19 protein-coding genes are annotated in these 22,504 nt (G+C 46.1%); 13 read left to right on the top strand and 6 right to left on the bottom strand.

Annotated elements, in window-relative coordinates:
- Positions 1-234 precede the first annotated feature (234 nt).
- The gene (locus QUB06_RS15380; protein ID WP_333435987.1) at positions 235-846 is read right to left on the bottom strand and encodes an RloB family protein; all 612 of its coding nucleotides are present in this window, start codon (positions 844-846) and stop codon (positions 235-237) included.
- Positions 839-2,122: an ATP-binding protein gene (locus tag QUB06_RS15375; protein ID WP_333435986.1), complete on the bottom strand. Its 1,284-nt coding sequence runs from the start codon at positions 2,120-2,122 to the stop codon at positions 839-841. Before QUB06_RS15375 ends, QUB06_RS15380 begins: the two co-directional genes overlap by 8 nt.
- A gap of 186 nt (positions 2,123-2,308) precedes the next feature.
- Here QUB06_RS15375 and QUB06_RS15370 point away from each other — a divergent pair, with 186 nt between their 5' ends.
- Positions 2,309-2,443 (top strand): hypothetical protein, encoded by a 135-nt coding sequence (locus QUB06_RS15370; RefSeq protein WP_333435985.1) that lies wholly within the window; start codon positions 2,309-2,311, stop codon positions 2,441-2,443.
- Between the two features lie 54 nt (positions 2,444-2,497).
- On the opposite strand, the gene QUB06_RS15365 is transcribed toward QUB06_RS15370, so the two are convergent.
- Positions 2,498-3,943, bottom strand: coding sequence for an amidohydrolase (locus QUB06_RS15365; protein WP_333435984.1), 1,446 nt, complete (start codon positions 3,941-3,943; stop codon positions 2,498-2,500).
- 213 nt (positions 3,944-4,156) lie between these two features.
- Here QUB06_RS15365 and QUB06_RS15360 point away from each other — a divergent pair, with 213 nt between their 5' ends.
- The 5 genes from QUB06_RS15360 (at position 4,157) to QUB06_RS15340 (ending at position 8,325) form a co-directional block, all read left to right on the top strand.
- Positions 4,157-4,927 carry a cysteine hydrolase family protein gene (locus QUB06_RS15360; RefSeq protein ID WP_333435983.1) on the top strand — a complete coding sequence of 257 codons (771 nt, stop codon included), beginning with the start codon at positions 4,157-4,159 and terminating at the stop codon, positions 4,925-4,927.
- A 211-nt stretch (positions 4,928-5,138) separates the two neighbouring features.
- Positions 5,139-5,591 (top strand): cupin domain-containing protein, encoded by a 453-nt coding sequence (locus QUB06_RS15355; protein ID WP_333333770.1) that lies wholly within the window; start codon positions 5,139-5,141, stop codon positions 5,589-5,591.
- A 162-nt stretch (positions 5,592-5,753) separates the two neighbouring features.
- On the top strand, positions 5,754-7,346 hold the full coding sequence (locus QUB06_RS15350; protein WP_333435982.1) for a CocE/NonD family hydrolase: 1,593 nt from the start codon (positions 5,754-5,756) through the stop codon (positions 7,344-7,346).
- A gap of 19 nt (positions 7,347-7,365) precedes the next feature.
- On the top strand, positions 7,366-7,725 hold the full coding sequence (locus tag QUB06_RS15345) for a DUF952 domain-containing protein (protein WP_333435981.1): 360 nt from the start codon (positions 7,366-7,368) through the stop codon (positions 7,723-7,725).
- 6 nt (positions 7,726-7,731) lie between these two features.
- Entirely contained in the window at positions 7,732-8,325 is a 594-nt protein-coding gene (locus tag QUB06_RS15340) for a restriction endonuclease (RefSeq protein ID WP_333173402.1), read from the top strand.
- Between the two features lie 11 nt (positions 8,326-8,336).
- Here the strand turns inward: QUB06_RS15340 and QUB06_RS15335 are convergent, their stop codons facing one another.
- Together QUB06_RS15335 and QUB06_RS15330 are read right to left on the bottom strand one after the other, a co-directional pair.
- Positions 8,337-9,317, bottom strand: a complete 981-nt coding sequence (locus tag QUB06_RS15335) for a site-specific DNA-methyltransferase (protein ID WP_333435980.1) — start codon at positions 9,315-9,317, stop codon at positions 8,337-8,339.
- Positions 9,318-9,421: 104 nt separating this feature from the next.
- A complete protein-coding gene (locus tag QUB06_RS15330) occupies positions 9,422-10,675 on the bottom strand; it encodes a CCA tRNA nucleotidyltransferase (protein ID WP_333435979.1) in 1,254 nt (417 codons plus the stop codon).
- A gap of 108 nt (positions 10,676-10,783) precedes the next feature.
- Here QUB06_RS15330 and QUB06_RS15325 point away from each other — a divergent pair, with 108 nt between their 5' ends.
- Genes QUB06_RS15325 through tsaB form a run of 4 tightly spaced genes read left to right on the top strand, consistent with a single transcriptional unit; the run spans position 10,784 to position 13,662 of the window.
- A complete protein-coding gene (locus tag QUB06_RS15325) occupies positions 10,784-11,032 on the top strand; it encodes a Ycf34 family protein (RefSeq protein WP_006632635.1) in 249 nt (82 codons plus the stop codon).
- Positions 10,993-11,274 (top strand): hypothetical protein, encoded by a 282-nt coding sequence (locus QUB06_RS15320; RefSeq protein ID WP_333435977.1) that lies wholly within the window; start codon positions 10,993-10,995, stop codon positions 11,272-11,274. Before QUB06_RS15325 ends, QUB06_RS15320 begins: the two co-directional genes overlap by 40 nt.
- 13 nt (positions 11,275-11,287) lie before the next feature.
- Positions 11,288-13,000 (top strand): serine/threonine-protein kinase, encoded by a 1,713-nt coding sequence (locus QUB06_RS15315; RefSeq protein WP_333435976.1) that lies wholly within the window; start codon positions 11,288-11,290, stop codon positions 12,998-13,000.
- A 2-nt stretch (positions 13,001-13,002) separates the two neighbouring features.
- Positions 13,003-13,662, top strand: coding sequence for a tRNA (adenosine(37)-N6)-threonylcarbamoyltransferase complex dimerization subunit type 1 TsaB (gene tsaB / locus QUB06_RS15310; protein WP_333435975.1), 660 nt, complete (start codon positions 13,003-13,005; stop codon positions 13,660-13,662).
- A 150-nt stretch (positions 13,663-13,812) separates the two neighbouring features.
- Here tsaB and QUB06_RS15305 read toward each other — a convergent pair whose 3' ends face one another.
- A complete protein-coding gene (locus tag QUB06_RS15305) occupies positions 13,813-14,076 on the bottom strand; it encodes a hypothetical protein (protein WP_333435974.1) in 264 nt (87 codons plus the stop codon).
- Positions 14,077-14,177: 101 nt separating this feature from the next.
- Here QUB06_RS15305 and QUB06_RS15300 point away from each other — a divergent pair, with 101 nt between their 5' ends.
- The 3 genes from QUB06_RS15300 to QUB06_RS15290 form a co-directional block, all read left to right on the top strand.
- Positions 14,178-15,347 carry an RNA-guided endonuclease TnpB family protein gene (locus QUB06_RS15300; protein ID WP_333435973.1) on the top strand — a complete coding sequence of 390 codons (1,170 nt, stop codon included), beginning with the start codon at positions 14,178-14,180 and terminating at the stop codon, positions 15,345-15,347.
- A gap of 195 nt (positions 15,348-15,542) precedes the next feature.
- On the top strand, positions 15,543-20,156 hold the full coding sequence (locus tag QUB06_RS15295; protein WP_445251387.1) for a tetratricopeptide repeat protein: 4,614 nt from the start codon (positions 15,543-15,545) through the stop codon (positions 20,154-20,156).
- Positions 20,157-20,241: 85 nt separating this feature from the next.
- A partial coding sequence (locus QUB06_RS15290; protein ID WP_333436000.1) for a tetratricopeptide repeat protein occupies positions 20,242-22,504 on the top strand: 2,263 nt, incomplete at its 3' end.

The raw sequence follows: 22,504 nt of genomic DNA, 5'->3' as shown, positions 1-22,504 counted from the left end.
AGGATTTACGCAACAATCTTGTGCATTTGTAGGTATCCAATCGGTGCGTATCCAATTGGCGATTGTTGAAATCTCGTGAAGCGGAGGGTTCATTCTTCAACCCAACCTACTTCTGTCAGAAACTATAAAGTAGATGAAAATAAATATCATCCAAAATTCAACTCATCCAAGTGCCGAGCGACGAGAAAAATATTTCAATAATCTACTTTTTAGAATTAGCTTCTTAGTATTTACTTATTGAATAAACCGATTTAGTTCTTGTACCAGGAGATGTACTGTTGTAGATGGATTGTCAGTTGCTGGGACAGGAGGAGCGTACTCTGTGAGAAGCTTTTTGGCATTCCTAATAGCAGTAGGCTGTTTATCAAGTAGCTCATTATAAATAGTTTTACTATTTTTTTCGTATTTTTTACCGAGCAATAAAGACAACTTGCGAATATAGTCCTTGCGAGGAATTCCAGTATTGAGATACTCAAAATGCAAGATATACCACAACTCAAAAGCTTCATTAGAATAAGCTACACTAAATCCCTGAGACCTAGCACTTGATATGGCATTGTTGAAATTTTCTAATGGGAAGGAATCTCGATCGAAAACACACCAAATTTGATCGTAATCATCACCGTCTTTATTTTTTAAGTCTGTAGCACTTCTAACTAATCTGCTGGGATCTTCTCCGAAGCCATGCACGTCCACTTCAACAACATTCTTAGGAACACGGAAGCTTCTGAAGTAGTTAGGTTCAGTTTTCGATCCTTCACAGACAATTAAAAACCTCTGTTTAACCTCTCTCGTGTCTACTTTTCTGGGTGAATATCCGCGAGAGTTTATTTTTCTTTTAGCCATTAGAGTTAATCAGATGTTTGAGATTTCCAAGATATGGGATTGCTCCATATCTACCTTTGATATAGTCACTTTCAAAGGTAGCGTCATTACGTATCTTATACTCTGCTAAGGAGTATAAGTCTGTGGCACCATATCTGTTTTTTTCTGTGAACCAAATCTGATCTCTGCGAAAAATCTTATTGCTAAGTAGATTGGTATCATGTGTTATGAAGATTAACTGAGCATTATTTGAGTTGGTTTCTTGAGAATTAAACATTTCAACAATTGCAAGACTGATTAGAGGATGAAGGCTTGCGTCAAATTCATCAATAATAAGAACTTCTCCTTTCTTGAGGGCATTTATTAGTGGGCCAGCCAAAGCAAAAACTTTTTGTGTACCTTGAGATTCATGACTTCCTAAATCAAATTTCTCAAGAGATTTGTAATTTCCTTCACGATCGAATTTTCGATGTTCAGTTCCTATTGAAGTTGCTTTTACTCCTGCTTTAACAATCATTTTTTTTAGTTCATCGGGAATTTCATCAGGCAGAGAATCAACTGGGAAATCTTCCTGATCGACTTGAATTTCACTGATTCCCAAATCTAAATTCTTGATTAAGTTAACAATGTCAGATCGGTTCTCATTGTTCGTGAAACATTTAACTGTGTAATCCAGATACAATCGAGCGTCTAAACCAGATATGATGTTCAGATTGTCAGTCAACCACTCCAAAATTCTCTCTGCTAGTTCAACATTAAATTGAGCAGAAACAGAAAGAAAGAGCGCATTACTTCTAGTTCTTTGCTGAATACCATCAGCATCATAATTTTTGGATGGTCTAATAGTGTCAAAATCACGCTCAAATAACTTTGTCTCCCTTACCTTAGGGACGTAGAATAGCCATTCCGATGTAACTCTTTCTCGTGTTGCCTCAAATCCATATCTGTATTTTCTGCCATCCATCAGAAAAACTAGCTCAAAGTACGATGGCTTTCCTTCAGTTTCTGTATTGAGCCTAAAAGGTTCTACACCTATTTCATCTGTACTCTGAGTTTCCTTAGATGAATTAATCATAAACTGTTTCATAAAGCTTAAGGCTCTAGCAAGATTGCTTTTTCCACTAGCATTTGCTCCATATATTGCAGCACTCTTAAGCAGTCTCAAGTCTTTGTCTGCAGCAAAAACATTGTTTTCATCAAGATTTTTGTCTTTTGCCACAAGATTAGCTGCCACCATACTGAAGGTGACTGGCTCTTTAAAGGATCTGTAATTACCGACACTAAATTCTATAAGCATGGCTCATCTCTCAAGCTTAGATCGGGCATTTGTGAAAAAATCACGCATTTCTACCTCAAGGGTAGCAGTAATTAGCCTAAGATGTTAGGATATAAAAATGTTTTATATAGTGCATAAGTGCTACTTATTAAAAAAATGGCAAGATTGTGCCTGCATTGATGGCTACTACCCCCTGGAAAACTGCCCGTGGCAATTCGCTACCTCGAACAGTTGCAGTTGCGGGGGAAAGCAGCCAGCAACAGCGGACAGCCGAAATTCACTAATGGAGATGCAAAAATTGTTTATTGTTGCTCATCGATCGGCTACATTGTTCATTCCTGAAAGTGAATCGGCACTCGCCCCAAGACAAGCAGTTTTAAAGTTGGCGATCGGGTTTTAAGAGTAACCTTGCAGTTTCATCACTTGGCGGTAATGGGCTTCAATCTCGCTCACCGTTTGCGATTGACGCTTGCTAGTCCACTCGCTGCGATCGAATAATTCCCGCCTCAAAGCATCAACATCGATCGTTTTCACCTTACCTTCGGCTACAATTTGCTTGCCGTTTACCCAAACGCCGTCTACCGCATTAGTCGGGCGTCCCAATATTAGCAAGCCGATCGGATCGGTGCGCGGCAGCAATGATAAACTGGTTAAATCATACAGCACAAAATCTGCTTTTTTACCGACTGTCAGCGAACCCATTTCATCGGCGAGATTCAAGCCTTTTGCTCCTCCCATCGAGGCCATTTCTACAGACTGGCGCGGTGTAATCCATTGGCGGTAATCCAAATCCGTGATATTGTGCAAAATCGAACCAATTTTAATCGCTTCCAGCAAATCTTGAGAGTCATTGCTAGCAGCCCCGTCGCAGCCAAAAGATACGTTCACTCCCGCTTGACGATATTTCAAAATTGGTGCAATCCCGCTTCCCAGGCGCAAGTTACTGAGGGGATTGTGTACGACTGTCGCTCCAGTTTCTGCCATAATCGCAATATCGGAATCGTCCAGCCAAACGCAGTGCGCTAAGGAAGTTCGCGGACTCAAATAACCAATTCTTTGCAGGTGTTCGACAGCGCTACAGCCGTATTTTTCGTGAGCTAACTGTTTTTGCGCGGGGGTTTCCAAGAGGTGGGCGTGTCGGCAAAGATTGTAGTGATCGCTCAATTCGATGCAGCCTTCAAACAAAGCATCAGAACACAGTTGAATTCCCGTCGGCGCTAACAACATATTAACACCTTTTTCGGGATTGTGAAACTGTTTTATGGCTGTTTCCATTAATTCCAAAGTGGTCTTTGTAGAGCGAATGTAAGCCGCGTGTTCCATGCCGCTATCGCCCGCAGGCATCCCCGCTGTCAGGGATTCATCTTGAATTAATGGCCCGATAAAAGCGCGGATGCCGATTTCTTGATAAGCGCGAACTGCGGCGGCGATTGTCTCTAATTCTTGCCCCGGAATCAAAACTAAATGATCGACTACGCTTGTACCGCCCGACAGCAATGTTTCTACCGCAGTTCCCAAGGCACTCAAATAAACTTGTTCGGGATCGAGAGGTGTAAAATCGTATAATTCGGCAATCCACAACTCCAGCGGCAGAGGGGGAATAATGCCCCGTTGCCACATTTCTGAGGAGTGAGTGTGCGCGTTGACAAAACCGGGCAGCAGCAGCTTATTTTTGCCGTCAATAACTGTTCCACTCCCCCTATCCCCTCCTTGGTAAGCGGGGGAATTAAAAGATGGGTTATTGGGCGCGATCGCACTTATGCAATTATCCACCACTTGCACATCTGCGGTTTCATAAGCGCTATCAACCGGAATTAAAGCATTTTGAATTGTAAAGCTCATAGATTTACCCTTTTTGTAAACTTATATTAATTTTTATTTGATGATTCCCAGGCGCTAACATTTGCGATCGCCCAAGGATAATAAAGTTAATAAATTCTAAATTTAATCAAAAAGTTACCCCAGATACTTAATTATAACAAAGATTTAAGATATGACAAGTTAGTAACAATCAAATAGTTATAAGATTGAAATTGTTTTTGACTCACAATCTATATGAATCCTGATTTTCTCCGCACCTTGGGCGTACCGCCGAATGCTTGGAAAGTTGATGCCAAAATTGCCGATATCACCCGATCGCCGATCGCGCCTCAACCTGTTACCCTGGAAACAGAAACTAAAACCCTGCGTTTGGACTTAGCAAAAGCAGCAATGTTGGTGATAGATATGCAAAACGATTTCTGTCATCCCGACGGTTGGCTAGCACATATCGGCGTAGATGTAACGCCCGCAAGAACTCCAATTAATCCTTTAAAAAATTTGCTCCCAAAATTGCGATCGCACGCAGTACCAATTATTTGGATCAACTGGGGAAACCGCCCCGATTTGCTCAATATTAGTGCAGCTTCCCGTCACGTTTACAATCCTACAGGCGACGGCGTAGGTTTGGGAGATCCCCTGCCAAAAAACAACGCACCTGTACTGATGGCAGGGAGTTGGGCGGCTGCAGTTGTCGATGAATTAAAACCCAAATCGGAGGATATTTGCGTTGATAAATATCGGATGAGCGGCTTTTGGGATACTCCTTTAGATAGTATCTTGCGGAACCTCGGCAGAACTACACTTTTCTTCGGAGGAGTAAACGCCGATCAGTGCGTCATGGCTACCCTGCAAGATGCTAATTTCCTCGGTTACGACTGTATTTTAGTCAAAGATTGTACAGCTACGACATCTCCCGAGTATTGCTGGCAAGCTACTCTTTATAACGTTAAACAATGTTTTGGCTTTTTGTCGGATTCTCAGGCTATGTTAGAAGCAATTAAATAGCAGTCATCAGGGGAGTATCCCTCTGGAGTATAAAAAGCGTTTTTTAGGAGTGCGAGAGTCCCGCACAGCAAAGCCTATATCTCGCTTCCTGCTCTGACAGCGAACTCTCCTGTGAAATTAATAAACTTTGGAGGTTGAGCGGCGGACTAATGACTCTGGATTCTCATTAATGACAACAGAAACATAACCACTGACAACTAACAATAAAAAAATGACAAACCAGTGCGTGATTCCTGTTATAAAGTCTCCGAAAGACTACCAAGCATTTCGCATCAGTCCGGGCGATACTAATAGATTAGCTATCGTCTTCGATCCGGTAATAGCTAATGTTTCATTAACAGTTTGCGTAGAGATTTTCGATGTGGGGGGCAAAACTCCTCCCAACCGCCATCAATTCGCAGTAGAAATGTTTTTTGTACTCAAAGGAAGAGGGCAAGCAACCTGCGACGGCAAAACAGTTAGTATTCAACCTGGAGATAGTTTGTTAGTGCCTCCAACAGGCACTCACGTAATTGAAAATACGGGCAGTGAACGTTTGTACACTTTGTGCATCATGGTGCCGAATGAGGATTTTGTGGAACTAATTCGCAGCGGTACACCAGTCGAACTCGATGAGGAAGATATGAGAGTTCTCGGCCGATCGGATGTACTCGTATCGTGCTAGGTTTTTAGTAAGGACTTGAGTGCTTAGATGAAAAACTATCTCATCAGGTTTGTAGTAAGGACTTCTGTCCTTATAGAAAAAACTAAAGCCCTTACTACGAACTTTTTTAGTTGAGGTTTTTTAGGATTTATGCTGAAACTTCGTCCGAAAGAAACAGCGTCAATGCTAACTAAAGATGGGGTTCGTTTAGATGCTGACATCTACCGCCCCGATGCGGAGGGCGAATTTCCAGTATTGTTAATGCGGCAACCTTACGGGAGGGCGATCGCCTCTACAGTAGTATATTCCCATCCCGCATGGTACGCCAAACACGGCTACATCGTTGTCATCCAAGACGTGCGGGGACGCGGCACTTCCGAAGGCGAATTTAACCCTTTTGTTAGCGAAACACAAGACGGCTTTGATAGCGTCAATTGGGCAGCTAATTTGCCGGGAAGTAACGGCAAAGTCGGAATGTACGGTTTTTCCTACCAAGGCATGACTCAACTCTACACTGCGGCCGCTAAACCGAGCGCTTTAATCACAATTTGTCCGGCAATGGTAGGGTGCAATTTATACACAGATTGGGCCTATGAAGGCGGCGCGTTTTGTCTGCAATCAAATCTCGGCTGGGCAATTCAGCTAGCCGCAGAAACCGCTCGCTTAAAAGCCGATATTTCTGCCTATCAAGCCTTTTATGCAGCTTCGAGGAATCTCCCGCTATACGATAGCGTGCCGGCGCGTCCTGAGATTATTAAAAATTTCGCACCCGACTCATATTATCACGATTGGTTGGATAATTATCGACCGAGCGAGTATTGGGAAAAGTTATCGCCAAACATCAAAGATTTAGATTTGCCAATGCTGCACATTGGCGGTTGGTTTGATACTTATTTGCGGGGAACAATCCATCTTTACAAGGAAATGGCCAGCCGGAGTTCCTGTCCGCAGCATTTGATAATTGGCCCTTGGGCGCATTTACCTTGGGGGCGAAAAGTTGGAGAGTTGGATTATGGTTTTGCAGCTTCAAATCCTGTGGATGAGTTGCAAATTCGCTGGTTCGATCGCTTCCTCAAAGGAGTTGATACAGGAATATTAAACGAGCGACAGATTTCGCTATTTGAGATGGGGAGGAATGATTGGCGGAAATTTGATAAATGGCCTAATAATAATCATAAATCTTATTTTTTAGCAAGTAATGGACTTGCCGCGATGAGAGAAGATGCGGGTATTTTAACAGATTGTTGCCCGGATGTTTGCACTGATGATATATTCGTGCATGACCCTTGGCGGCCGGTGCCATCCTTGGGAGGTCACGCTGCATTTCCTGCTGGTGCGATCGAGCGATCGACTATTGACTGCCGCACCGATGTGTTAACATACACTTCGGCACCGTTAACAGCAGATTTGCACTTAGCTGGAGATATAATTCTCAAAGTATTTTGTACAGCAGAGGCGCCGAGTTTTGATTTGTGTGCCATACTTTCTGAGATAAAAGATAGTGGCAGTGTCTACAATTTTACTCAAGGTTACGTGCGGGTAAATTCATGTGAAACACCTGTAAGAATTGTGCTGCAAGCAACTTGTATGCAAATTGCCAAAGGTAATGCGCTGCGTCTGAGTTTGAGTGCGGCTTGTTTTCCCGCTTACGGCGTGAATCCGGGAACGGGTGCGCCGGACGGTGAAGCGCGGGCGATCGATGCTAAAATTATCACGCTGACAGTAAGTTGTGGCGGAAATTGTCCGTCTCAAATTTTGCTGCCAATTGTCAATTAAACCTAGAATTTATTCAATTATGAGCATTATTTTTCACATCACCCGCAGCCAACAGTGGGAAGAAGCAAAACAAGTTCAATCCTATCGCGGCGATACGCTAGATACAGAAGGATTTATCCACTGTTCGACTCTGACACAAGTTCTTAGATCGGCTAATAAATTTTTTGTGGGACAAACAGGATTGCTGCTGCTTTGGATTGACTCGGAAAAAGTGCAAGCTGAACTTAAGTATGAATTGGCTGCGGGTGAGAATTACCCGCACATTTACGGGCCGCTGAATGTTGATGCTGTGTTGAAAGTTGTTGAGTTTGAACCGGGTGCAGATGGCAAGTTTGAATTGCCGGAAGAACTAACAGCAAGTATCAATGAACAGGCTTAGTACGCTGTGAAGATAGTTCAAGAAGTATCACTTATTAGTCGCGGTAACTTTGAGGAGTCACAAGAATGGGGAGTTATTAAAAATGAAATACGGATTGCTATTGATGCGATCGCCTGGCCTGTAGGTGCATCAAACTTTACGATCAATCCAACCAGGCACGGCAACGGTGTCAAACCTATCAAAAATGCTTGTATGGCTGCTCTTCATGACAATTTTGGATGGCAGCTTGAAACTAAAATCAGATTTGCAACTAGAGCGCCTGGACGAGTAGATGCTACCAAAATCTTAGACAATCATTTATTTGCCTTTGAATGGGAAACAGGAAATATCTCATCAAGTCACCGTGCTGTTAATAAGCTGGTTCTCGGTATTTTACGAGGGATTTTTTTGGGGACGGCATTAGTTCTGCCCAGCCGCAAACTGTACCCTTATTTGACTGATAGAATTGGCAATTATGAGGAACTAGAGCCTTACTTTGATGTCTGGCGTGCTGTTAACATACAAGAAGGTTTTTTAGCCATATTTGTTATTGAACATGATGCCCTGGATAGCAGCGTACCTACAATTACTAAAGGCACAGATGGTCGCGCTTTAATATAAAATGTTAGTTGTCAAGAAAACAACTCTAGTTGGATTGACTCGTTTTGTTTAACTTTATTTTTTGTCTTTCCCCTGGCTGATTCCCAGTTTTCAACTTTTCCATTGGCCAAGTCTTGTAACCGCTTCACTGCTGGTTCAATATCGCCGATTTCTGTACCCAGCCAATACCTACCCAACTTCTCTGCTGCATAAAATGTAGTGCCCGAACCTCCAAAAGGATCGATTACAACTTGTCCCGGATTCGATGCCATAGCAATGATACGTTCCAGCATGATAGGAGCTAATTCGTTGGCTCCCCTTTTCTTGTGCTGTCGGTGTCTTACTGGCGGAATATCTGTCCACATTTCCTCAATTAAAGTCCACAGATTTTCTTCTCGAATATCTTCAGAAGCATTTTCCCAGACATCTTCGGGAGCATCCCAAACATCCATTAAGTTAATACCTTGAGGATTTAATTTTTTGCGGTGTCCGCCGTAATCTTTAATCTCTCCTCCGCAATGCCGGCAGACTTGAATCGGCGTATAAACTTTATTGAAAACTGCTGGTTCGCCTTTTGTGTAGTAAAGCAATCCGTAGTGTGCGGGAGACATTTTCTTGCCGCGAGGAAAGGCTTTAGGCATTCTACAAGCTATCCAGTGACGAAAGTTCATTCCCTCTTGGTTTAAATATGCACCGTACTCAATGCACCATTTAGGTAAGTTAAAAATAAATAGACTTCCGCCCGGTTTAAGCACTCGAATACTTTCTTTAAGCCACTGTTTTGACCAAGCAAGATAATCGCTGGTATTCAGCATATCGCTCGTACCGTTACCGTAATCTTTGCCGAGATTAAATGGCGGATCAGCAAAGACAATATCTGCACAGGAATCTGGAATTGCACCTAAAAACTTGAGACAGTCTTCTTGGTAGAGAATGCCGTATTTGCTTTGATAAACCTCTCGCAATCCCCGTTCGGCGGAAATCACAGGTGATATCAGACTCAAAGGTTGCATTTAATAATTTTTATTTGACAAGCATCACTTCAATAATAGTAATTGTAGCGACGATTGTCAAGAAAATATTTGAGCGATCGCACTGTTGCCACAGTTGCAAAATATCAATGAACATCAACCAACTCTGCCGCCAATTTCAGCGCATCTTCGCGAGTCGCAATTCTCCCCTCCACCCGCGCTAATTGAATCTCCATTAACACTTGACCGATGCGCGGACTTCTGGGCAATTTCAAATATTCCATTAAATCATTGCCGCTAACTAATTGTGTGGGATGAGCAATAATATCATCAGCATCCAGATAGCGATTAATTAAGAGTGAAATTTCATCAATCGCAACTCCCGCCGCCACGGCCAAAACAGCTAAAACTGGAAATGCTATTCCCACATCCCGAAACAAAAAATACTGTTCTCGCAAAGACATTTCCGCGATTGGTTTTGCTTGCAAATTGGGCAAGTATTTCAAAAGCCCGATCGCACTTTTAATCTCCGCATTGCTGTACTTCAACCGCAGCAACTGGGCTTCAGCCATTGTCGGGTCGGAATCTGCCAAAATAGCCAACTTCGCGACAGCCAACAAAGGCGTTTTAATTGTATCTCGAATCTGATGCCCGAATTCCTTCCCTAATTGCGGGTAAATTGCAGCTAATTTGTCAGCAGATGCGTCAATTTTTGTCAAAATATCAAAACGGTCGATCGCACTTTCAAACCAAATCGAAAACAAACCGTCTTCGCAACCGCGACAAATCCAAGGAACACCGTTAGGATTGCTCAACAAATAACCCAATTCCGTCCGCACCCTTTCCACCGCTACCCGACTCAACAGCGGCGCTAATTCCCGAATGGCTGATTGAGTTTCAGGTTCGATCGCAAAACCTAACTGCGCCGCTTGGCGGTAAGCTCTTAATAACCTCAGCGGATCGTCCTCCAAATTTGACCGCGAAATCATCCGCAGCACACCCAACCGCAAATCAGTTTGACCGTCCAAAGGATCGATGATTTCTCTTGTAAAAGGATTGTAGGCGATCGCATTTATCCGAAAATCCCGGCGCAGCAAATCCCCCTCCAGACTCCCCCCTTCCGCCTGCGCCAAATCCACCGTACCGCCCGCAAACACCACCCGCGCAATTTGGCGTTCCGCATCCAACAAGACAAATCCACCTTTTGTGCGATCGGCAATTTTTCGAGCAGTCTTCACCGCCCGTGTTAGCATGACAAAATCCAAATCAAAATAGTGCGATCGGCGGCCCAGCAACGCATCCCGTACCGCACCCCCCACCAGATAAGCAGGCGGTGTCAGCAGTTTCAAATCAAACGGCCAAGTATTAGGAGATAATGAAGAGGGCAAATTAATCGGCATTGCAACAAAAATCTACTTTCCTTACAAACAATAAAACTCTTGCTACGCTAGATTAACAGAAAGCTCAAATTTCACCAATCTTTTTGAAATGCACAGAGGATATCAAGAATGTGTATTTGTATTAACTGCCACTATGTAGACCGCTGCTTCACCTACCACGCCGTAGAAGAACAGCACGAACAGCTTCACCTCACCGAAACACCCGATTTCGACCCCGTAGAACCCACCATCAACGTCAACATCCGTCCCCGCCAAGACGAAATTGAAATGGAATGGGATGTAGTCGGGTGTCAGAGTTTCAAGCAAGAGACCGGCAAATGGGCAAAATTGCGGCCAGGCGAACTCGTCCCGACTTAAGGAAGAAGGAAGAGAGAAGAAGGAAGAAGGAAGAAGGAAGAAGGAAGAGGGAAGAAGGAAGAAGGAAGAACGAAAAAAATAAAACACTCTCATTTTCTTGTTTCTTCTTTTTACCCAATTTTCTATTTTCCATTTCCAATATTCAATTCCCCATTTTCAATTCCCGATGCCCGATGCCCGATGCCCGATGCCCAATTCCCCATTCCCCATTCCCAATTAAAAATCTAAAATCTAAAATCTAAAATCTAAAATCCAATGTGCTATTGCTTAAACCCAACTTGCCAGAATCCGCACAACCCAGGGGATGCAGAATTGTGCCAAAGTTGCGGCTCAAAATTGTTGTTGACTATTGACCCAGAAACGCCATCAGCATCTCGCTACCGAACCATAAAGCCGATCGGGCAAGGAGGCTTTGGCCGAACCTTTCTAGCAGTTGATGAAACCAAACCCCTGATTTTTTCGCAGTGCGTAATCAAGCAATTTTTCCCGCAAAATACCGCAGCCGAAAAAGCCGCTCAACTATTTCACCAAGAAGCAGCCCAGCTAGAAACCTTGGGAAAACATCCCCAGATTCCAGAATTAATCGCGCATTTTGAACAAGACGGGAGACAGTATTTAGTACAAGAATTTATAGACGGCAAAAACCTAGCCAGAGAATTAGAACAAAAAGGAGCATTCACCGAAACTCAAATTCGGCAAATTCTCAACGATTTATTGCCAGTGCTCCACTTCGTCCACAAATCCAAAGTCATTCACCGCGATATCAAACCAGAAAATATCATTCGCCGTCGGCTATCTCCAGCCCCTTTACCCGCTTTAGAAAGTTCCTATCAACCCTCTCCTTTCCAAAAAGATATTGTTTTAGTAGACTTTGGTGCAGCTAAGAAAGTAACAGCAAACGGCTTGCAGCCAACTGGTACAATCATCGGCAGTGCTGCTTATACAGCCCCAGAACAATTGATGGGTAAAGCAGTTTTTGCCAGCGATATCTACAGTTTGGGCGTTACCTGCATTCACTTGCTGACAGAAATTCCTCCCTTCGATTTGTTCGACAGTACAGAGGATTCTTGGGCTTGGCGAAATTATTTGAAGACTGCTGTTAGCGACGATTTCGGCCGTATCCTCGACACCATGCTTCAAAGTGCCACCAATCGGCGCTACAGTTCAGCATCAGCAGTCATCCGGCACTTGAACCCCAAACCAGTCTATTTAGATGCACAGCCGGTGCTAGACGCGCCGGAAACGCCCGCAGAACGGGTGCTTACACCTGCGCCCGGTGTGTCGCTTTTCACTCGCCAAGAGCAAGCCGAAATTCAGCAAGCTTTGCAAGAGGATCTCGCCCCGTACAATGTTACAATCCAAGTCAGTCAAGCCAAGCAACAGCTCAATATCGTCATCAACAGAACCGAAGACAACCCCGTTTACTATCCGCACTTATCTCAAATAATTGCCACCAGACTCACCGATTTGCAGTTAAATAAAGTCGCAGCCGTGAAGCTGTTGGGAAGAGTCAACAATTCTCGTCGCCCGGAGTGGAAGCAAGTATTGCAAATCGATCCCAAGATTAAATTGAGAAACAAACTCGTGCGGCTGCAACACAATCAATTACTCAAGAAAATCGCCCCTGTTGCTACCCAAGAATTTTGGCTGCCGAAGTTAAAAACTCAGGATTTTTGGATAGATGCGCTAATGTTTGCCTTAGTTTGGTTTATCTTTGGCTCTCAAATAGTCATTTTTAATTCTTGGTTCGCGTTAATAGTTGCGTCGGGTTTTATGACGGTGAAGCATCAAGTTTCCCAACACAAAGAATTTGCCAATAAAAATTTATTTGCAAGTTTAGTAGTGCTGTTTTTGATGACTGGGGGCATGGGTAATTCCAGGATTTTAAATACGGGAATATTTGGCATTCTTTTGGGTTGCTTAGTTGTGGCTTTGCCCCTGTTTTTTGTTAAGGAAAATTATCAGTAATCGTGAATAGCAATCCCCAAGACGGAACATTAGTTAAAAAATACGGCTTAGCCCTGCACACAGCTAGTCGCGAACTCGGTTTAGCCATCAGCAATTTTGCCGGGGATTCTCGCTGCCAAACTTGGAATTTGGATCGCGATTTAGCAACTCATTTGCATCAGTATTTAGTCGAGTTTATTGGGCCGCAAACTTGGGCGGATTTGGCTTTTATTGCGGTGGCGAAGGGGCCCGGAGGTTTCACGGGGACTCGGATGGGTATGGTGACGGCGCGCACTTTGGCCCAACAGTTGGATATTCCAGTTTTTGCAATTTCAACTTTGGCGGCTGTGGCTTGCAGCAGCAGTAAAAAATCTATCTCAAATCAGGATATGGCGCTGCAAATGCCTGCACAGCGCGGACAATTGTTTGGGGCGGTTTATTCAGTTAACAGTAATTCTGGTGTAACTGAGTTGTTTACCGATACGGTGATGACTCCTGAATCTTGGCAGGAAAAGTTGGATTATTGGGGGAATTCTTATCAGTTAATAGAAGTTGGTAGCGAGTTGGGTTGGTCGGTTTCTAGTGTGTTGGAATTGGCTTATTTGGAGTGGCAAATGGGAAGTCGTCCTGATTGGTCGGATGCTTTGCCTTTTTACGGGCAACATCCGGTTAAGGGACACTGAATATTGGGAATAGGGAATTGGGAATAGGGCATTGGGCATTATTTCCTTTCATTTAAATCAACTTGTAGAGTGCGTTTTTTTTCCGACCATGCCCGATGCCCGATGCCCGTAAATGATTTATAAGCAATGGAGCAGACTTGATATCGTTGTTTATTTAAGGGCTATACAAACTTCGAGGCAAAAAGTTAATGTTAGCGGGTCTGGGTTTTCGGTTCGCAATCGATCGATCTCAGCTCGATCGCAGCCGCGAGATTCCATAAAATCGAGCATCCAGTTCGTTATTGTAGCGAGATCGATGTATTTTGCTCCGAGACAAACAGGGCAAATTTCTGGGCTGAGGGTACCGGTGCCGCCGCATTCGGGGCAATCCCAGTGGCTTGTTACGGGATCGGAGGTAGTTAGGATGTTGTTCATCAAAAAAGTGGGTGGAAACCCCGTCCTTCGCTCGACGGCTTTACAAAAATATACAGCATCCAATCAACCATGTCACAAGAGACGTGTTAGAATGTGACCTTATGGAAAAAGCCTATCGCTACCGTTTTTACCCCACCGCCGAGCAAGAAAACCTCTTTCGACGGACAATGGGCTGCACCCGGTTAGTGTACAACAAGGCTTTGGCTTACCGCACCGAATCTTGGTACGAACGCCAAGAAAGAGTTGGCTACGGCGAAACTTCCTCTATGCTAACGAACTGGAAGAAAGAGGAAGAACTTGACTTTTTGAATGAAGTTAGCTGCGTACCTCTTCAGCAAGGACTGCGCCACCTCCAAACAGCGTTCACCAATTTCTTTGCAGGACGAGCCAAATATCCTAATTTCAAGAAAAAGCATAACGGCGGCAGTGCTGAATTCACCAAGTCTGCTTTCCGGTGGAAAAACAGACAGGTATTCTTGGCCAAATGCAATGAGCCATTACCTATCCGCTGGAGCAAACAAATTCCTCAAGGGTGCATCCCGTCTACTATTACAGTAAAGCTAACACCCGCTGGACTTTGGTTTGTCTCCATACTGGTAGACGACTACACAATCAAACCGCTTCCCAAAACAGATAAAACTATTGGATTGGATGTGGGAATTACCAGTTTGATTGCTACTAGCGACGGCGATAAAATAGCCAATCCCAAACCTTTCAAGAAACTTCGCAAGAAGTTAAAAAAGAAGCAAAAAGCGTTAGCTCGCAAACAAAAGGGAAGCAACAATCGGGAGAAAGCCCGCAGACAAGTGGCAAAAGTCCACGCACAGATAGTCGATGTGCGTAAAGATTTCTTGCACAAGCTAACGACTCAACTCGTTCGTGAAAACCAAACGATTGTAGTTGAGGATTTGGCTATCAAGCTTATGGTGAAAAACCATAAGTTAGCTCTTGCTATTAGTGACGCTAGTTGGAGTGAATTGATTCGCCAACTAAGCTACAAGTGCGATTGGTACGGGCGCGATTTAATAAAAATAGACCGCTGGTTTCCTAGCTCTAAGCGCTGTGGAAACTGCGGTCACATTGTTGAGAAATTGCCTTTGAATATTCGCGAGTGGGAATGCCCTAAGTGCGGGACAAACCACGATCGCGACATCAATGCGGCAAAGAACATTTTGGCGGCTGGGCTAGCCGTTTCAGTCTGTGGAGCAACCGTAAGACCTGAAGAGAGTAAGTCTCGAAAGGCCGGTGCTATGAAGCAGAAACCCAATTAGTGATGATTGGGAATCCCCGTCCGCGACGGTCGGGGTGGATGTCAAGCTGGGAAAAAGTACCTGAAGCCTAGCTATCCCGCAGGAAATCGCACTACTCGTTTACTTTAGCAAAAATGCCGATCGCCCTTACTTCTTCCTGTCTTTACACTAAGCGAGCTAGTGATTAAGATTGACAAAAATACAAAAGGGGTGGCTATGTTCGATCGCACTCAATGGTTTTTGGCTGGTATGTCGATCGCACTTTCGGTTCAGTTAAGTCAGCCAGTTGCAGCAGCCGTGCCCGTTGGTAAAGTCTTACAAACGGCACAAACTAACAGTAGCGAGGCTGCCCAAAAAGTATATGAAGAAGCAGAGAAACTCTACGAACAAGGAACAGCGGAAGCTTTAAGAGGTGCGATCATCAAGTTGGAAGAAGCATTAAAGCTATATCGGCAAGCAGGCAACAATACAGGGCAAGCACTTAGCCTCCTTCTTCTTGGCAAGGTCTACTCAGAATTGGGAGAAATACAGAAGGCGGTAGAGTATTACACCCAGTACGTACAAAGTAACAGTAACGAGGCTGCTGAAAAAGCATTAAAGGAAGGATTTGAACTCTACAATCAAGGAACGGCGGAAGCTTTAAGAGGTGCGATCGTCAAGTTGGAAGAAGCATTCAAGTTGTATCGGCAAGCAAGCCATTATATAGGGCAAGCAGCTAGCCTCTTTGGTCTTGGCAGTGCCTACTCAGCATTGGGAGAGAAACAGAAAGCGCTAGAGTATTACAGCCCGTCCCTTTCCCTATTTAGGGCAGTAGGCGAGCACGCTCTTGAAGCTACCACCCTCAACAACATAGGTCAAGTCTACTCAGATTTGGGAGAAAAACAGAAAGCGCTAGAGTATTACAGCCAGTCGCTTCCCCTGAGACGGGCAGTAGGCGATCGCGGCGGGGAAGCTACCACCCTCAACAACATAGGTCAAGTCTACTCAGATTTGGGAGAAAAACAGAAAGCGCTAGAGTATTACAGCCAGTCGCTTCCCCTGAGTCGGGCAGTAGGCGATCGCGGTGGGGAAGCTGCCACCCTCAACAACATCGGCACTGTCTACAATGATTTGGGAGAAAAACAGAAAGCCCTAGAGTATTACAGCCAGTCGCTTCCCCTATGGCGGGCAGTAGGCGATCGCTCTGGGGAAGCTCGCACCCTCCACAACATAGGTCAAGTTTACTCAGCATTGGGAGAAAAACAGAAAGCGCTAGAGTATTACAGCCAGTCGCTTCCCCTGAGACGGGCAGTAGGCGATCGCAGCGGGGAAGCTCGCACTCTCAACAACATCGGCAATGTCTACTCAGCATTGGGAGAAAAACAGAAAGCGCTAGAGTATTACAGTCAGTCGCTTCCCCTATTTCGGGCAGTAGGCGATCGCAACGGGGAAGCTCGCACCCTCAACAGCATCGGCACTGTCTACTCAGCATTGGGAGAAAAACAGAAAGCCCTAGAGTATTACAGCCAGTCGCTTCCCCTGAGACGGGCAGTAGGCGATCGCGGCGGGGAAGCTACCACCCTCCACAGCATCGGCAGTGTCTACAATGATTTGGGAGAAAAACAGAAAGCGCTAGAGTATTACAGCCAGTCGCTTCCCCTGAGTCGGGCAGTAGGCGATCGCGGTGGGGAAGCTGCCACCCTCAACAACATAGGTCAAGTCTACTCAGATTTGGGAGAAAAACAGAAAGCGCTAGAGTATTTGGGCCAGTCGCTTCCCCTGAGTCGGGCAGTAGGCGATCGCGGCGGGGAAGCTGCCACCCTCCACAACATAGGTCAAGTCTACTCAGAATTGGGAGAACAACAGAAAGCGCTAGAGTATTACAGCCAGTCGCTTCCCCTGAGTCGGGCAGTAGGCGATCGCGGTGGGGAAGCTGCCACCCTCAACAACATCGGCGGTGTCTACTCAGATTTGGGAGAACAACAGAAAGCGCTAGAGTATTACAGCCAGTCGCTTCCCCTGAGTCGGGCAGTAGGCAATCCCGGCGGGGAAGCTGCTACCCTCCACAGCATCGGCAGTGTCTACTCAGATTTGGGAGAAAAACAGAAAGCGCTAGAGTATTACAGCCAGTCGCTTCCCCTGAGACGGGCAGTAGGCGAGCGCGGCGGGGAAGCTACCACCCTCACCAGGATCGGCAATGTCTACTCAGATTTGGGAGAACAACAGAAAGCCCTAGAGTATTACAGCCAGTCGCTTCCCCTTTTTCGAGCAGTAGGCGATCGCAACGGGGAAGCTCGCACCCTCACCAGCATCGGTCAAGCCTACTCAGATTTAGGAGAAAAACAGAAAGCCCTAGAGTATTACAGCCAGTCGCTTCCCCTGAGTCGGGCAACCGGCGAGCGCGGCGGGGAAGCTACCACCCTCAACAACATCGGCCTAGTCTACAATGATTTGGGAGAAAAACAGAAAGCGCTAGAGTATTACAGCCAGTCGCTTCCCATGTTTCGGGCAGTAGGCGATCGCCGTGGGGAAGCTGTCACCCTCACCAACGTCGGTAGAGTCTACTTAGAATTGGGAGAAAAACAGAAAGCGCTAGAGTATTTCGGCCAGTCCCTTCCCCTGAGTAGGGCAGTAGGCGATCGCGGCGGGGAAGCTACCACCCTCAACAACATCGGCGGTGTCTACTTAGAATTGGGAGAAAAACAGAAAGCGCTAGAGTATTACAGCCAGTCGCTTCCCATGTTTCGGGCAGTAGGCGATCGCAGTGGGGAAGCTGTCACCCTCAACAACATCGGCGCTGTCTACAATGATTTGGGAGAACAACAGAAAGCGCTAGACTATTACAGCCAGTCGCTTCCCCTGAGTAGGGCAGTAGGCGATCGCGGCGGGGAAGCTGCCACCCTCAACAACATCGGCGGTGTCTACTCAGATTTGGGAGAACAACAGAAAGCTTTAGAGTATTTCGGCCAGTCCCTTCCCCTGATTCGGGCAACAGGCGATCGCAGTGGGGAAGCTAGCACCCTCAACAACATCGGCAGTGTCTACTTAGAATTGGGAGAACAACAGAAAGCGCTAGAGTATTACAGCCAGTCGCTTCCCCTGAGTCGGGCAGTAAGCAATCGTGGCGGGGAAGCGAACACCCTCTATGGTATTGCCTATGCCAAACGCGCTCAAGGCAATCTTACCGAAGCCCTCAACGACATTGAATCCTCTCTCAAAATCATCGAAAACCTCCGCACCAAAATAGCCAGCCTTGAACTCCGCAGCTCATACTTTGCCACAGTACAGAACTACTACGAATTCTACATTGATTTGTTAATGCAACTGCATAAAACTAATCCTAAATCCGGTTACGATACCAAAGCCTTAGAAGCCAGCGAACGTTCGAGAGCCCGCAGTCTCCTCGAACTCCTCTTTGAAAGTAACGCCAACATTCGCGAAGGCATTGACCCCAATTTACTGCAACAAGAAAAGAGCCTGCAACAGCAACTCGATGCCATTGAAAAGCAGCGCATCGAAGCAGTCAGCACCCCCAATCCCAACGCAACTAAAATCGATGAAATCGATAAACAGCGCCTCGCACTTTTGCAACAATATCAGCAACTTCAAGCCCTGATTCGTACCGCCAGCCCCCGCTACGCAGCCCTCACCAAACCCCAACCTTTAACACTGCCAGAAATTCAAAAACAGATTCTCGATGAAAACACGATTTTATTGCAATATTCCCTCGGTGAAAACCGCAGTTATTTGTGGGTTGTGACATCAACAGGACTAACTAGCTATGAATTGCCAAAACGCGCAGATATTGAAACAGCAGCTAAGGACTTCCTAGAGACAATAACTAGCCCAATCCAGAGAGATATTCCCCAACAAGTTGCCCAAGCAAGTGCAAATCTGGGTCAAGTGATTTTACAACCCGCAGCAGCCCAATTAGGCAATAAACGCTTATTAATTGTTCCCGACGGCGTGCTGCACTATACCCCTTTTCAAGCTTTAACTCTTGACAAAACCGCTGGACAAAATACCAATGTTCCCTTAATTATCGAACATGAAATTATCACTCTGCCTTCGGCCTCAAGTCTCGCCATTCTCCGGCAAAATTACGGAGACAGAAAACCACCGAACCGAACTTTAGCAATTTTAGCCGATCCTGTTTTCAGTCCAGATGATGAAAGAATTAAAGGAAAAATTACCCAAGCAACAACAGAAAAATTAGAAGCAAACAACCTCGGTTTAGATCGCTCGCTTCGTGCTTCTAATAGGGGATGGCCACCCGAACGCCTCCCATTTAGCCGCCAAGAAGCCCAAACAATATCCAGCTTATTTCCCTCAGCTTCTATCCGTCAAAAGATTGATTTTGATGCCAATCGCACTAATGCTACCAACGGCAGTTTAGCTAATTATCAAATTGTTCACTTTGCCACCCACGGCATAGCCAACAGCAAAAATCCCGAACTGTCAGGAATTCTGATGTCGATGGTAGATGACAAGGGCAATCTTGTCAATGGTTTTTTGCGCCTCACGGATATTTTCAACTTGAAACTGGCGGCAAATTTAGTGGTTTTAAGTGCTTGTCAGACAGGAAAGGGACAGAATATTAAAGGCGAAGGAATGGTGGGATTGACGAGGGGTTTTATGTATGCGGGGGCGCAGCGGGTGGCGGTGAGTTTGTGGAATGTGGATGATGAAGGAACTTCTGTGTTAATGCAAAAGTTTTATCAAAAAATGCAGCAACAAAAGTTAGCGCCGGCGGCAGCTTTGAGGGCGGCGCAGATGGAAATGATGCAGCAGGAAAAATGGAAATCTCCCTATTATTGGGCGGCTTTTACCTTGCAAGGGGAGTGGAAATGATATAGCGGATATAATATTACTTCTTCCTGTCTTTACACTAAGCGAGCTAGTGATTAAAATTGACAAAAATACAAAAGGGGTGGCTATGTTCGATCGCGCTCAATTGTTTTTGGCTGGTATGTCGATCGCACTTTCGGTTCAGCTAAGTCAGCCAGTTGCAGCAGCCGTGCCAGTTGGTAAAGTCGTACAAACAGCACAAACTAACAGTAGCGAGGCTGCTGCAAAAGCATTAAAAGAAGGAATACAACTCTACCAGCAAGGAACGGCGGAAGCTTTAAGAGGTGCGATCGTCAAATTTGAAGAAGCATTAAAGCTGTATCGAGAAGCGGGCGATCGCTCTGGGGAAGCGAACACCCTCGCGTGGCTCGGCGGTATTTACTCAGAATTGGGAGAAAAACAGAAAGCGCTAGAGTATTACAACCAATCCCTGCCCCTGAGTCGAGCTATCGGTGATCGCACTCTTGAAGCTCGCACCCTCACCAGCATCGGCTTAATCTACTCAGCATTGGGAGAAAAACAGAAAGCGCTAGAGTATTACAGCCAGTCGCTTCCCCTGAGTCGGGCAGTAGGCGATCGCGGTGGGGAAGCTCTCACCCTCAACAACATCGGCAGTGTCTACTCAGAATTGGGAGAAAAACAGAAAGCGCTAGAGTATTACCTCCAGTCGCTTCCCCTGAGTCGGGCCGTAGGCGATCGCGGTGGGGAAGCTGCTACCCTCAACAACATCGGCCTAGTCTACTCAGATTTGGGAGAACAACAGAAAGCGCTAGAGTATTACAGCCAGTCGTTTCCCCTGAGTCGGGCAACCGGCGATCGCCGTGGGGAAGCTGCTACCCTCAACAACATCGGCGGTGCCTACTCAAATTTGGGAGAAAAACAGAAAGCGCTAGAGTATTACAGCCAATCCCTTCCCCTGAGACGGGCAACCGGCGATCGTGGCGGGGAAGCTCTCACCCTCACCAACATCGGCGGTGCCTACTCACGATTGGGAGAAAAACAGAAAGCCCTAGAGTATTACAGTCAATCTCTGCCGCTATTTCGGGCAGTAGGCGATAGCCGTGGGGAAGCTCGCATCCTCAACAGCATTGGCCAAGTCTACGATGATTTGGGAGAAAAACAGAAGGCGCTAGAGTATTACAGCCAGTCGCTTCCCCTGAGTCGGGCAACCGGCGATCGTGGCGGGGAAGCGGCAACCCTCAACAACATCGGCGTTGTCTACTCAAATTTGGGAGAAAAACAGAAAGCGCTAGAGTATTACAGCCAGTCGCTTCCCCTGAGACGGGCTGTAGGCGATCGTGGTGGGGAAGCTGCCACCCTCAGCAACATCGGCTTAGTCTACTCAGAATTGGGAGAAAAACAGAAAGCGCTAGAGTATTACAGCCAGTCGCTTCCTCTGAGTCGGGCAGTGGGCGATCGCGGTGGGGAAGCTACCACCCTCAACAACATCGGCTTAGTCTACTCAGAATTGGGAGAAAAACAGAAAGCGCTAGAGTATTACAGCCAGTCCCTTCCCCTGCGTCGGGCAACAGGCGATCGCGGTGGGCAAGGTGCCACCCTCACCAACATCGGCAGTGTCTACTCAGAATTGGGAGAAAAACAGAAAGCGCTAGAGTATTACAGCCAGTCGCTTCCTCTGAGTCGCGCAGTAGGCGATCGCGGTGGGGAAGGTGCCACCCTCACCAAAATCGGCAGTGTCTACGATGATTTGGGAGAAAAACAGAAAGCGCTAGAGTATTTTGGCCAGTCGCTTCCCCTATGGCGGGCAGTAGGTGATCGCCGCGGGGAAGCTGCCACCCTCAACAACATCGGCAGTGTCTACGATGATTTGGGAGAAAAACAGAAAGCGCTAGAATATTACAGCCAGTCCCTTCCCCTAGTTCGGGCAACCGGCGATCGCCGTGGGGAATCTGCCACCCTCAACAACATCGGCGCTGTCTACTCACAATTGGGAGAAAAACAGAAAGCGCTAGAGTATTACAGCCAGTCCCTTCCCCTGATTCGGGCAGTAGGCGATCGCCGCGGGGAAGCTAACATTCTCAACAACATCGGCGGTGTCTACGATGATTTGGGAGAAAAACAGAAGGCGCTAGAGTATTACAGTCAATCTCTGCCCCTGAGTCGGGCCACCGGCGATCGCGGTGGGGAAGCTGCCACCCTCAACAACATTGGCACTGTCTACGATGATTTGGGAGAAAAACAGAAAGCGCTAGAGTATTACAGCCAGTCGCTTCCCCTAAGACGGGCAGTAGGCGATCGCGGTGGGGAAGCTAGCACCCTCAACAACATTGGCACTGTCTACGATGATTTGGGAGAAAAACAGAAAGCGCTAGAGTATTACAGCCAGTCGC

This window comes from Microcoleus sp. D2_18a_D3, assembly GCF_036702455.1.
Taxonomy (GTDB): Bacteria; Cyanobacteriota; Cyanobacteriia; order Cyanobacteriales; family Microcoleaceae; genus Microcoleus.
The sequence above is the reverse complement of the archived record's forward strand: the minus strand, read 5'-3'. Positions and strand labels throughout refer to the sequence as shown.

Bases quoted from the DNA above. Each gene is read 5' to 3' on its own strand.
- QUB06_RS15355 (WP_333333770.1), top strand. From the start codon at position 5,139: ATGACAAACCAGTGCGTGATTCCTGTTATAAAGTCTCCGAAAGACTAC.
- QUB06_RS15360 (WP_333435983.1), top strand. From the start codon at position 4,157: ATGAATCCTGATTTTCTCCGCACCTTGGGCGTACCGCCGAATGCTTGG.
- QUB06_RS15300 (WP_333435973.1), top strand. From the start codon at position 14,178: ATGGAAAAAGCCTATCGCTACCGTTTTTACCCCACCGCCGAGCAAGAA.
- QUB06_RS15325 (WP_006632635.1), top strand. From the start codon at position 10,784: ATGTGTATTTGTATTAACTGCCACTATGTAGACCGCTGCTTCACCTAC.
- QUB06_RS15305 (WP_333435974.1), bottom strand. From the start codon at position 14,076: ATGAACAACATCCTAACTACCTCCGATCCCGTAACAAGCCACTGGGAT.
- QUB06_RS15330 (WP_333435979.1), bottom strand. From the start codon at position 10,675: ATGCCGATTAATTTGCCCTCTTCATTATCTCCTAATACTTGGCCGTTT.
- QUB06_RS15295 (WP_445251387.1), top strand. From the start codon at position 15,543: ATGTTCGATCGCACTCAATGGTTTTTGGCTGGTATGTCGATCGCACTT.
- QUB06_RS15335 (WP_333435980.1), bottom strand. From the start codon at position 9,317: ATGCAACCTTTGAGTCTGATATCACCTGTGATTTCCGCCGAACGGGGA.
- QUB06_RS15320 (WP_333435977.1), top strand. From the start codon at position 10,993: ATGGGCAAAATTGCGGCCAGGCGAACTCGTCCCGACTTAAGGAAGAAG.
- QUB06_RS15365 (WP_333435984.1), bottom strand. From the start codon at position 3,943: ATGAGCTTTACAATTCAAAATGCTTTAATTCCGGTTGATAGCGCTTAT.
- QUB06_RS15315 (WP_333435976.1), top strand. From the start codon at position 11,288: ATGTGCTATTGCTTAAACCCAACTTGCCAGAATCCGCACAACCCAGGG.
- QUB06_RS15380 (WP_333435987.1), bottom strand. From the start codon at position 846: ATGGCTAAAAGAAAAATAAACTCTCGCGGATATTCACCCAGAAAAGTA.
- QUB06_RS15375 (WP_333435986.1), bottom strand. From the start codon at position 2,122: ATGCTTATAGAATTTAGTGTCGGTAATTACAGATCCTTTAAAGAGCCA.
- QUB06_RS15350 (WP_333435982.1), top strand. From the start codon at position 5,754: ATGCTAACTAAAGATGGGGTTCGTTTAGATGCTGACATCTACCGCCCC.
- QUB06_RS15345 (WP_333435981.1), top strand. From the start codon at position 7,366: ATGAGCATTATTTTTCACATCACCCGCAGCCAACAGTGGGAAGAAGCA.